Genomic DNA, 11,400 nt, shown 5'->3' with positions numbered 1-11,400 from the left:
CCCCTACAACTCCTCGGAATCACCACCTGACCAGCAACACCCGACTTTGCCGGAACCCTGCCCTGGGAGGGCGGGGAGTGTCTGGGGGCGGGGAGTGTCTGGGGGCGGGGACTGCCTGGGAGGGCGGGGAGTGTCCGGGAGGGCGGGGAGTGTCCCGGACGGCGGGACTTCGAAACACGGCCTACCGGCCGCCGGCGGCCTCGACGCGGAGGCGGCGGCCCGCGCCGATCGCGACGGGGGCCGTGAAGGCGACTTCCACGGTCGCGCCCTCGACGCGGACCGGCCCGACGCCCACGTCGCCGTGCGGGCCGTGGGCGGTGACCCTCAGCCGGGCGGGGTCCGGTGGCGTGGCCAGTTCGAGCGTGAAGGCGCGGACGGTGACCTCGCCGTGCCGTACCTCGACCTCGCACGTCTGCCGATGCCCGTCGCGGCGCTGCCGGTAGAGGCCCCAGCCTCCGGCGGCGGTGAAAGCCGCGGCGAAGTCCTCCGGTCGCACCTTCGGCGCGAAGCCGAGACGGCCGGCCGGGCCGTGGTGGGAGTAACCGCACGCGGCCAGGTAGACGCCGTAGCCCGCCATCGCCCGCGCGTAGTGCTCGCTGCACTCGATCTCGTTGTACGGGTTCCGCTTCCCCGCGGCGTATCGGTCGTGGACCGCGCGTGTGATCGTCAGGCCCTCGTCGACGAGCCCCTCGTAGACCATCTGCGCGGCGACCTGGTACTCCTGCCCGGTCCACGACTCGTTGAAGTAGCTCGCCGACCAGGTCGGCGGGTCGCCGTTCGCCTGGTCGGCGCCGCCGTGCGGGAAGGTCGTCATCACCACGGCGGGCTCGTGCGCCGCCGCGAACCACCGGCCGCCCGGGATCTGCGGATGGTCCGTACGGTACGCCGCCGGGTCGGGCACGAAGTTGTACCGGTAGACGCTGGCCAGGGCGGTCTTCGCCTTGTCCTCGGGGAACACGCGGGGCAGGCCGAGCTGGAGCGCCAGGCTCTGGCCGAACATCTGGTCGATGTGGCAGCCGATGTTGGTGTTGGCCGCCTCGGGATGGTGCTGGTCGACGATCTGGATGAAGTACTCCCCCGTCCACAGGTCGGTGGCGATCGAGCGGCAGCCGGAGTCGGCGAGCGTACGGCACCGCTTGGCGAACGACGTGTCGCCCACCTCGTCGGCCATCTCCGCTCCGGCGTACAGCGCCGCGGCGTACATGCCGGTCATCCAGGCGATCTCGCCGTACCAGACGGCGTCGAGCGTGTTGGGCTGCGGTCCTTCGAGCGTGCCGTCCTGCCGGTCGTCGCGGCTCATCACCCAGCCCAGCGCCTGCTTGACACGGGGCCAGACCCGGCGCAGGAACGCCGTGTCCGGCGTCATCTGGTGTTCGCGGTAGATCCGCAGGATCGTGCCGCACTGGCCGTCCGTGGCCCAGCCCATGTCGGCCTCGGCCCGGTTGCCGATCTCTCCGGTGCCGGGGTGGAAGCCGACGCCCAGGTCGACGCGTTCGCGCGTGTCGCGTTCGAGTGAGGGGAACAGGCGCCCGATCGCCTGCGCGTAGTTCCACACGTGCTCGCAGGTGCCCGCGCAGCAGCCGACACCCTCCCACGCGTAGAACCGGCCGCCGGCGAACCTCAGGCAGGTGGAGGTGGCCAGCGTCGACGCCGTGGCGAGCGTGCGTTCGAGGAACCAGTGCGGCAGTGTCGCGTCGGTGTACCAGGTGTCCACCCAGCGCCGGGTGGCCGTCTCCAGCCGCTCGACCTCCCGCGCGAGATGGCGCATGACATCGGCCGCGGAGTCGAACCGCTCGGCGTAGTGGCGGCGCAGCGTGGCGCTCCCGGACAGGAACGACAGGGCGGCGCGGTCCGGCACCGGGAAGTACCACGCGTAGGCGAACCGTACGGTGCGGCTCTGCCCGGGGCCGAGCCGGACGGGCACGGTGACCGCACCGGCGATCGTGCCCAGGCCGCCGTCGATCTCACCGGGCCCGGCGCCCGCCTCGGCGATCTCCTCGGACGTGCTCCACCTCGCGAGCGACGGTCGTACGCGGGCGTCCGCCGCGAGCGCCGCGAGCGCGACCGTGCCGCCGTCGGTGAGCGTGCCGATCGGCTGCTTGGAAGGGGGCACGTCGGTGAAGACGATCTGGTCGACGTTCACATGGCCCCAGCCGCCGGTGGCCTCGTCGACGATCTCGATGCGGGCCGTCGCGCCCTGATGGCGGATCAGGTCCATGCCGCGTACGGTGAGCGGCTCGGTGTCGTCACCGGTGACGGAGGCGACCACGGCACCGTCCACGACGACGCGGGCGCAGGTGTGCGCCGCATCGGCCCCGCCGCCCACGCGCACGGTGACGTAGCGGCGCTCGATGGTGAAGTCCTGGCTGGTCAGCCTGCCGGTGTACGCGTCGGCCCGCCCCGCGTCGCCGTTCGCGGCCTGGAAGTTGTGCGAGGTGACGAATCGCTGCCCGGAGACGCGCAGGTCACCGAAGCGCTTCATGTAGTCCGGCACCTGGTCGGCGCGGACCGGGCCGGTGCCGAACGCCTCGCCCGCCACGCTCCAGCCCTCGTAGGTCGTGCGCTCCCAGTCCTCGAACACGATGTCCGGCCGGGGCGGGGCCGCCTCGCCCGCGGCGGCGGTGAACTCCACGCCCGCGAGCCCCTCACCGCCGACCCGCTCGCTGGACAGCGTGATCGGCTGCTGCGAGCGCGAACGCAGGCAGACGGGGTTCTCGGCCCAGGCGGTGAGTTCGGCGCGTACGGGACGCGGGGATGTGTTGGTGACGGTGTAGGCGAGGACGGTGACCGGGAGCGTCGAGTCGTCGGTCTCCCCGGGGACGAACGGCGAGTAGGCCTCCAGACGGACCCGGACCGGAGACTCCTTCGCGCGGTAGTCGACGCGGCCGATCGGGTACCGGCCGGTGAAGGCGACGTCGTCGAACCCGTCGCCGTCGACGCGGCGGGCCCGGTCGCCGGTGGTCTTGATCACGACGCCCTGGCCGAACGGGAAGAACGGGTCGCGCGGCGCGGTGTAGGTGCCGCCGCCGGCCTCGGCGCCGGGCGCGGCCGGGCCGTTGTCGACGTCCCAGTACCAAAGCCGCCCGTCGCCGCCGAGGTAGACCTGGCCGCAGCAGCCGCCGCCCACCGGCATGCCGATGTAGCGCAGGTCGGAGCCGGTGTAACGGGTCGGCACGCCGCGTTCGCGCAGGCCGGAGGGTACGGGCTTGGCGGCGGGGACGAGCGAGCGGTCCGGCAGCGTGCCCGCGGCGAGAGCGTCACGGGTGTGCGCGGCGAACAGGGCCGCGCTCGCCGCGGCGGCCGAGAGGCTGAGGAACCCACGGCGGCCGACGCCTCCGCCGTGGCCACCGCAACAGTCGGCGTGGTGATCGTTCATGCTCCCGCCCTCCTGGGAAATCGATTTCTGAAATCGATTTCTCGGGAAAAATAAGTTAGCCTCGGCTCGCTGTCAACGACTCCCGGAGCGTGACATGGCGACGTTCGTCCCGTTCGGCGGTTTCCTCGGCGCCGGCAAGACGACCACACTGCTCGCGGCGGCCCGGCGGTTCTCCGCCGAGGGCCACCGTGTCGCGGTGGTCACCAACGACCAGGGACACGACCTCGTCGACACCCGGCTCGCCCGCGCCGAGGTGGCGCGCGTGTCCGAGGTGACCGACGGGTGCTTCTGCTGCCGTTTCGAGGACCTCGCGACGGTCGTGACCTCCCTGCTGGACGACGACGTCGAGGTCGTCCTGGCCGAGGCCGTCGGCAGCTGCACCGACCTGCGGGCCACCGTGGTCCGCCCGCTCCGCCGCGACCACGGCGACCGGCTCCGCGTCGCACCGCTGACCGCGGTCGTCGACCCGGACCGCTACCGGCTCTTCGCCCGGGCCTGGGACACCGGCGCGGAGTCCGACCTGGCATACCTGTACGCCCACCAGCTCGCCGAGGCGGACGTCATCGCCGTGAACAAGATCGACACCGTACCGGAGGACCGGCTGCCCGCCCTCCTGGCCGACGTCCGCCGACGTTACCCGGCCGCACGCGTGGTGCCGTACGCCGCCGCGAACGACGAGGTCACCGAGCTGCTGGCGGCCCTGGCGGATCCGGTCGCCGACACCGAGGAGGACCCGGAGCTGGACTATGACCGGTACGCCGCGGCGGAGGCGGCGCTGGCCTGGCTCAACCACGCGGTGACGCTGACCGCACCGAGGCCCGGCTTCCACCCGGCGCGATGGGCGACGACGGCGCTGACGACACTGTCGTCGGCATGCGCGTCCGCCGGCGCGCTGGTCGGCCACGCCAAGCTCAGCCTGGACACACCCGGCGGCCTGACGAAGGCGAGCCTGACAGAGACTGGCCGACCGCCCCGGGTGGACGTCACCGGCCCGGGACGTGCGTCCGGCGGCCGTGCGGCGTTCAACCTACGGATCGCATGGACGCCGGAGGCCTTGGACCGGGCAACCGCCGACGCCGTACGCGCCGCAGACCTGACCTGCGGAACGCACACCACCCCGGAGCCGGGCCCACCCGCCTTCCGCCCCGCCTACCCACGCCCCACCCACCGCATCACACTCGGCCGCTGAGAGACGCTCGGCACGGGTCCACCGGAAACGTCGACTTCACAGCCTCGACGTTCGTGGGAGCGTCCAGTGGGATGTCATCGACCGGATAAGGCCGGTCACCATGCTCAAGCTGATCACCGCGCTCAAGCCAGCCACCATGCCCAAGCCCGTCACCGTCCTCAAGCCCGTTGCCGTCCTCAAGCCGGTCACCTGCTCAAGCCCGTCACCGCGCTCAAGCCTGTGGTCGTCCTCAACCCGGTCACCACGCTCAAGCCGGTCGCCGTCCTCAAGCCGGTCACCGCGCACAAACCCGTCACCATCCTCAAGCTCGCCACCGTCCTCAACCTGGTCACCGCAGTCAAGCCGGTCACCATCCTTAAGCCGCTCATCGCGCTCAAATCGTTCACCGCGCACAAGACCGTCACCATTCCCAGACCGCTCGCCATGCTCAAGCTGGTCACCGCCCTCAAACCGCCCGCCGCACTCAAGCCGGATTCCCAGACCGCTCGCCATGCTCAAGCTGGTCACCGCCCTCAAACCGCCCGCCGCACTCAAGCCGGTCACCATTCTCAAACCGCCCGCCACACTCAAGCCCGTCACCGCCCTCAAACCGCCAACCGATCGAACTCAAGCCGCGTCGGATTATCCACAGGCACAGCTGAACCTTCCTGATCCAGGCATCGGTGCTTGACAATGGAAGTGGGCTGAAGCCCCCCGGGCGGGCGGGGACTGCGACAGGCGGGGACTGCGACAGGCGGGGACTGCGACGGGTGAGGTCTGCGGCGTCGGAGCGCTGGCGTAAATATCGGCCGGTCACAGGTTGGGGTCCTTGCGCTGTGGTCGGTCAGCGGGGCGTGGGGTTTCTCACGGCCGCCGCTGGGGTGCGGCCGGGCACGGGTAACGGTCAGCCGCGGGTGACGCGGAGGAGGCGTACGGCGGCGTCCGGTAGTTCGCGGCCGCGAGGCCAGACGGCGCGCAGGACGCGGTTCAGGTTCAGCTCGCTCGGGACCTCCACCAGGCGGCCCGCCGTGATCTCGTCCGCGACGGCCAGGGCGCTCAGTACCGCCGGGGCCGCGCCCGAGATCGCCGCCACGCGCAGCGGTGCGGTGCCGCCCAGTTCCAGCGCGGGTTCGGCCAGTCCCCCGTACGAGGCCAGGGCCGCCTCCAGGGTCTCCCGCGTGCCCGAGCCCGCTTCCCGCAGCAGCAGCGGTGTCGTGGCGAGCTCGACCGGGCGCAGCGGGCGGCGTTTCCGTGACCACGCGTGGGCCGGGGCGACCACCACGACGAGCCGGTCGCGTGCCACGGCGCGGCTGTGCAGGTCGCGGGGTGCGCCGCGGCCCTCGATGAACCCCAGGTCGGCCTCACCGCCGCGCAGACGCTCGATCACGTGGGCGCTGTTCGCGACATTCAGCTCGACGTGCACGTTCGGGTCGACGTCCCGCAGCGTGACGAGCCAGTTCGGCATCAGGTGCTCGGCGATGGTCAGGCTCGCGGCCACGCGCAGCCGGCCGTGCTGGCGGGCGCGGAGGGCGGAGACGCCCTCGACCAGCGCGTACGCGGATTCGAGTACGGTCCTCGCCCAGTCGGTCACCACGAGCCCGGCCGAGGTGAGCCGCGAACCGCTGGGCGAGCGTACGAGCAGGCGGACGCCCAGCCGGCGTTCGAGCGTGCGCATCCGGGCGCTGGCGGACGGCTGGCTGATGCGCTGCCGCGCGGCCGCCTGACCGAGGCTGCCCGTCTCGGCGACGGCGACGAGGAGTTCGAGGGCCTCGAGGTCCGGCAGACGTTGAGCCATAGAGAGACCCTATGACCTGCCAGCGGAACACCTGCTAGTGCCTCCTCCGTACGGGCCCGATCCTGAGGATCATGACCACCTCGACGACGCGCCCCCACGCACACCGCACCTCACCGGCGATCGGATCGCGTCGCGGGTGGAACGTCGTGCCGGGTCTCGCGGTGTGCGCGGCCGGCATCGTGGTGGCCTGGTGCGTGCACCGGCTGGCGGGCCCGATCCCGATGCTGACGGCCGCCCTGCTGCTGGGCATCGTCGCGGTCAACGCCGGAGTCCTGCCCGACGCTACGCGGGCGGGGACGCGGTTCGCCGCGCGAACGCTGATGCGTGCGGGTGTGGTGCTGCTCGGGCTCCAGGTCTCGCTGAGCGACATCGCTGGGCTGGGCTGGCAGACGATCGCGATGACCGTCGCCGTACTGCTCGCGACCCTGCTCGGCACGCCGTGGCTGGGACGGCTGATGGGTCTGCCGCACCGGCTGTCGATGCTGGTCGCCGCCGGTTGTGCGATCTGCGGCGCGTCGGCCGTCGCGGCCGTCGACGGCGTGCTCGGCCCGCGCGGCGGCGCGAACGGCCGCGACCGGGACGGCGACGACCGCGAGGGCGACGCACCGACGGCGGTCGCGGTGGTCATGCTGTGCGGCACTCTGGCGATCGCGGTGATGCCGGTGCTGGGCCACCTGCTCGGCCTGTCCCCGTACGACCAGGGCCGCTGGACCGGCGCGAGCGTGCACGACGTCGGCCAGGTCGTCGCGACGGCCACGGCGCTGGGTCCGGCGGCCGTCGTCCCGGCGATCGCGGTCAAACTGATCCGGGTGGCCATGCTCGCCCCGGTGACGACCGTGATCGGCCTGCGCGCCCGCCGAGGTGCCGCGTCGGGAGTCCGCCGCCCTCCGGTGCTGCCGGTCTTCCTGATCGCCTTCGTGGCGATGGTCGTGATCCGCTCGACCGGCAAGGTGCCCGCTCACGTCCTGCGGGACGTGAGCGTGGTGAAGGACCTGCTGTTCGCCGCGGCCCTGTTCGGCCTGGGCACCGCCGTACGCGTCCGCCTCCTGGTGCGGACCGGTCACCGCGCCCTGCTGCTGGGCCTGACGTCCTGGGTGCTGATCGCCGGCGTCTCCTACGCCGGCGTCCTGCTGACCCGCTGACCCTCGCATCGGCGGCGCGGAGGTTCGAGAATCCCGCCACCTCCGAGACCGTCGGTGGCGGGATCCTCGTCGGCCTCAGCGGACCTCGGTGATCTCCGGGCCGCGCTCGAAGGGGTTGAGCGGCGGGCGGTCGCCCTCGCCGGACTGCTCGGCGTTCATCGCCTCCTGGGCCTCGGCCGGCAGGCTGAGTTCGAGCAGCTCCCGCGGCGGCATCGGGGCGTCGCCCCGGACGACGACGATGTGCTGGAACACCTGTTCCATGATCGCCGCCTGCTCCGAGTCCTCCAGCGCGGCGCCGCTCAGCACGCCGCGCAGGAACCAGCGAGGGCCGTCGACGCCGATGAAGCGGACCGGCTGCCAGCCGAAGCCCTGCTCGGCGATCTCGGCCGGGACCTGGTCGCGCATCTCCTCCGGGATGGCGACCGGCACCATGCCGTGCAGCTCCTTGCCGAACGGACCCTCGGCCTCCTGGGTCTCCCCCTCGGCCTGCTTGATCTCCTCGGCCGTCTCCTTGCGAACCTCGTCCCAGATCCCGTTCTTCTTCGGCGCGGCGAAGGGCTGCACCTGCAGGCCGCTCTCCCCGTGCACGATCGTGATCGCGACGATGCGGCCGCCGACGGGGTTGCCCTCGGCGTCCTGCTCGACGGCCTCGACGTTCACCTGGATCTCGATGCCCTCCCCGATGGGCACCTGGATCGCACCGAAGTCGACGCGCTCCATCTCTGGAACCGCCTCGGCCTCGGAGTCCCACGGGCCACCGTGCGGCACGGCCGCGGGCTCTTCGTCGGACTCGGCCGGCTCGTCCGCGACGGGCTCCTCGTCGGTCGGCTCGACGTTCTCGGGCTCATCGTCCCGACGACGGCGTCGAAACACGACTCACGCTCCTTCACTGCTGTGCTGGACGGACGCGCCCGCGACGCGACCTTGGACTGTCCCCGCGTACCCGCCGGTGGATCCGAACCCACCGTCTCCGCGGGCCGACCCCGGCAGGGTCTCGACCTCATGGAAGACCGCCCGCTCCACACGCTGGATGACCAGCTGCGCGATGCGGTCGCCGCGCTTCAGGCGGACGGTGTTACGGATGTCGGTGTTCAGCAGGGTGACCTTGACCTCTCCCCGGTAACCCGCGTCGACGGTGCCCGGGGCGTTGACGATCGTCACTCCCAATTTAGCCCCCAGTCCGGACCGCGGGTGCACGAAGGCCGCGTAGCCGTCGGGCAACGCGATCGCGATCCCCGTCGGCACCACCTGGCGCTCACCGGGCGCGAGCTCGACGTCCTCCGCGGCGCACAGGTCGGCCCCGGCGTCGCCGGGGTGCGCGTACGCGGGCGCGGGCAGGCCCGGGTCCAGTCGCTGGATCAGTACGTCCACGGTCAACGTCTCACCTCGTCGTCATGGGCCCCTCGGCACGTCACAGGGCGTGACACTACCGCCTGAACGCCCTGTTTCCGGTGACCACCGTGCGCAGCGGCCCCAGGAGTGCGCACCGAGGCCCCTCTCAGGTGCGCCGCGGCTCGTCCGGACGCGGCTCCTCCTGCCGGGATTCCTCGGGCGCCGTCTCCTCGGATCGGGTCTCCTCGGGCCGGATGTCCTCGGATTTCTCCGACGGCGAGCCCGGTGCCTCGTCGGGTTCGGATCTGCCCCGGCGCGTGCCCGCCGTCCGCAACCGGCCGCCGGCGAGGGAGGGCGGCTTGGCCGGGGCGTCGGCGGGCGTCGGCTCGGAGGAGTCGCGCAGCGCCGGCACGGCGCGGTAGAGGACGGCGGCCGTGGGCACGGCGACCGCGGCGCCCGGAATGCCGCCGACCACTCCGCCGACCGTGATCGCGAGAATGATCGCGAGCGGGTGGAAACGCACCCACCGGCCGACCACGAGCGGCTGCAGGACGTGCCCCTCCAGCTGCTGTTCGAGGACCAGGATGCCGAGGAAGACGAGCGCGGCGATGCCGCCCTTGACGCTGAAGACGACGAGGACCGCCACCGCCCCGGCGACCAGGATCCCGACGATCGGGATGAAGCTGCCGAAGAAGATGATCACCGCGAGCGGTGCGACCAGCGGCACTCCCATGATGATCAGCACGATCGCGATGACCACCGAGTGGATGAGCGCCACGATCACCGTGCCGTGGACGTACTGCGACAGCGTCTCCCACGCCGCGCGGCCGGCCCGGTCGAAGCGGTCGCGGTACTGGCCGAAGCCGCGGATGAGCCAGTTCCAGATGCCGCGCCCGTCCTTGAGCAGGAAGAACGTGACGAAGAAGAGGAACACGATGGACGCGATGACCTCACCGGCGACGGTGGCGCCGGTGAAGACGGTGTTCACGACCTTGCCGCGCTGCTGCTGGAGTTGTTTGAGCAGCTCGTCGATGGCCGACTGCAGCTGGGAGTTCTTCAGGTGGAGCGGCCCGGTGACGAGCCAGTGCTGCCCCTGCTTGACGGTGTGCTGGATGCGGTCGACGAGATGGGGGAACTGGTCGTTGGCCTGAATGCCGACGAACGTGCCGACGCCGCCGAGCACGGCCAGCGCCAGCAGCATGGTCAGCCAGGTGGCGGCCAGGGACGGCATCCAGCGGCGCAGCCGGTCGGTCAACGGTTGCAGCAGGGCGCACAGCAGCAGCGCGACCGCGCAGGGCAGGACGACCAGCCGCAGCCGATCGATGATGTTGACGACCGCGTAGACCACGACGCCGATCACGATGAGCCGCCAGCACCACGCCGCCGCGGCGGCCAGTGCCGGTGGCACCCTCGGATCCCGTTCCGTCACATCTCTCCTCCGACGCTGGCCCTACCCGAACTCCCCGTGTCGACTCGAACCGGCCCCATCGTGTCACGTTCGGCGCGTCCGGGACGACGCCTTGGCGGCCCTGGGTGTTGACCTGGCGGCGTACTTGGCCACAAACGGGCACCAGCGGTTCGGCCCTCATACGGCCGGGGACCAGACGTACACGGATATATGCCTGGTTTCCCTCGCCCCCAGGCACCTCACGGGAGAGGCGTCACCCATGGCCGCTGCCAGTTCCTCAAGCGTCGTACACCGGTCCATCGACGGGTACCGGTACCGCATCTCCGGGGAGCTCGACCTCGGCGAACCGTTCACCTCGGTGGGCCGGTACGCCGTCGACGGCGGGCTTTACGAGCTGACCTCCGGAGAGCACTCCGTGGCAGCGGGATGGACCCGCGACCTGGGCGTCAGCCGCTTCGAGGACGAGTTCTCCCTGCCGAGCGGGCGGCTGCGCACCATACGGGTCACCGACTACGACAAGCGCTCCGGCCTGGAGGACCAGCTGCTCGCCGTGGTCTGGGAGGGCAGGCGGTTCTCGCTGTTCGTCCCGATGTACAACGCCAGGCCCGCCGACGCCGTCCATCTCTTCCAGCTCCTCGGCGTGACCGAGCACGCCGACGGCCTCACCGTCGCCTCCCGCAACCCCAGGCGCGCGGGCATCGCCGAGCCGGGCGAGATGGTCAAGGAGGTGCCCGGCCTCGGCCTGCTGCAGGTGACCGCGCTCAACAAGACGACCGCGCGCCGGCTCCCCTCGTGGCGCGGCGCGCGGCTGCCGCACGGCGAGCTGTTCCGCGACACGCTCGACGACGACAGCACCTACTTCCTGCTCGCCACGCCGTCCGCGATGGTCACCGTGCTGCCGCACGAGGAGGGGACCACGAAGGCCCCGGCGCGGATCGCCGCGCTCAAGGTCGAGACCGTCGCCGCATGACGGAGCTGCTCACGGGCGTGTGCGCCGGCACCGTCGCGCTCGTCCTCCTGCTGGCGTTCGCGGGGCACCTGCGCGCCCCGCGTACGCTGCCGGCCGCGCTGGCCGCCCACCGTGTCGTCCCCGGCCCGGTGCGGTGGCCGGTCGCGGTCGTCGTCACGGCGCTCGAAGGGGCGCTCGGGGCGGTCATCGGCTTCGACGTGGTCGCCACC

General features: G+C 71.9%; 11 protein-coding genes. 5 read left to right on the top strand and 6 right to left on the bottom strand.

Annotated features, from left to right (window positions below; genetic code table 11):
- Positions 1–181: 181 nt before the first annotated feature.
- On the bottom strand, positions 182–3,376 hold the full coding sequence (locus ACFFNX_RS38680) for a GH116 family glycosyl hydrolase (protein WP_378211076.1): 3,195 nt from the start codon (positions 3,374–3,376) through the stop codon (positions 182–184).
- Between the two features lie 94 nt (positions 3,377–3,470).
- Between ACFFNX_RS38680 and ACFFNX_RS38675 the strand changes: the two genes are divergently transcribed.
- Positions 3,471–4,565, top strand: coding sequence for a GTP-binding protein (locus tag ACFFNX_RS38675; RefSeq protein ID WP_378211075.1), 1,095 nt, complete (start codon positions 3,471–3,473; stop codon positions 4,563–4,565).
- A 36-nt stretch (positions 4,566–4,601) separates the two neighbouring features.
- Here ACFFNX_RS38675 and ACFFNX_RS38670 read toward each other — a convergent pair whose 3' ends face one another.
- Entirely contained in the window at positions 4,602–5,057 is a 456-nt protein-coding gene (locus ACFFNX_RS38670) for a hypothetical protein (RefSeq protein ID WP_378211074.1), read from the bottom strand.
- On the opposite strand from ACFFNX_RS38670, the gene ACFFNX_RS38665 reads away from it, so the two are divergent.
- Entirely contained in the window at positions 5,056–5,235 is a 180-nt protein-coding gene (locus ACFFNX_RS38665; protein WP_378211073.1) for a hypothetical protein, read from the top strand. The two genes, ACFFNX_RS38670 and ACFFNX_RS38665, sit on opposite strands and share 2 nt — an antisense overlap.
- 213 nt (positions 5,236–5,448) lie before the next feature.
- On the opposite strand, the gene ACFFNX_RS38660 is transcribed toward ACFFNX_RS38665, so the two are convergent.
- Complete coding sequence (locus tag ACFFNX_RS38660; protein WP_378211072.1) at positions 5,449–6,339, bottom strand: LysR family transcriptional regulator; 891 nt, start codon at positions 6,337–6,339, stop codon at positions 5,449–5,451.
- Between the two features lie 71 nt (positions 6,340–6,410).
- On the opposite strand from ACFFNX_RS38660, the gene ACFFNX_RS38655 reads away from it, so the two are divergent.
- The gene (locus ACFFNX_RS38655) at positions 6,411–7,481 is read left to right on the top strand and encodes a YeiH family protein (RefSeq protein WP_378211071.1); all 1,071 of its coding nucleotides are present in this window, start codon (positions 6,411–6,413) and stop codon (positions 7,479–7,481) included.
- 75 nt (positions 7,482–7,556) lie between these two features.
- On the opposite strand, the gene ACFFNX_RS38650 is transcribed toward ACFFNX_RS38655, so the two are convergent.
- The 3 genes from ACFFNX_RS38650 to ACFFNX_RS38640 all read right to left on the bottom strand — a co-directional run bounded on the left by ACFFNX_RS38650 (position 7,557) and on the right by ACFFNX_RS38640 (position 10,242).
- Positions 7,557–8,354 carry a DUF3710 domain-containing protein gene (locus tag ACFFNX_RS38650; RefSeq protein WP_378211070.1) on the bottom strand — a complete coding sequence of 266 codons (798 nt, stop codon included), beginning with the start codon at positions 8,352–8,354 and terminating at the stop codon, positions 7,557–7,559.
- A gap of 3 nt (positions 8,355–8,357) precedes the next feature.
- A complete protein-coding gene (dut, locus tag ACFFNX_RS38645; RefSeq protein ID WP_378211069.1) occupies positions 8,358–8,858 on the bottom strand; it encodes a dUTP diphosphatase in 501 nt (166 codons plus the stop codon).
- A gap of 121 nt (positions 8,859–8,979) precedes the next feature.
- A complete protein-coding gene (locus tag ACFFNX_RS38640) occupies positions 8,980–10,242 on the bottom strand; it encodes an AI-2E family transporter (RefSeq protein WP_378211068.1) in 1,263 nt (420 codons plus the stop codon).
- Between the two features lie 238 nt (positions 10,243–10,480).
- Here ACFFNX_RS38640 and ACFFNX_RS38635 point away from each other — a divergent pair, with 238 nt between their 5' ends.
- Positions 10,481–11,191 (top strand): hypothetical protein, encoded by a 711-nt coding sequence (locus tag ACFFNX_RS38635; RefSeq protein WP_378211067.1) that lies wholly within the window; start codon positions 10,481–10,483, stop codon positions 11,189–11,191.
- The coding region (locus ACFFNX_RS38630; RefSeq protein WP_378211066.1) for a MauE/DoxX family redox-associated membrane protein at positions 11,188–11,400 on the top strand (213 nt) is incomplete at its 3' end. The genes ACFFNX_RS38635 and ACFFNX_RS38630, both read left to right, overlap by 4 nt.

This window comes from Actinoallomurus acaciae, from assembly GCF_042429965.1.
Taxonomy (GTDB): Bacteria; Actinomycetota; Actinomycetes; order Streptosporangiales; family Streptosporangiaceae; genus Actinoallomurus; species Actinoallomurus acaciae.
Note: the sequence above shows the minus strand (reverse complement) of the source record. Positions and strands in the feature narration are given on the sequence as shown.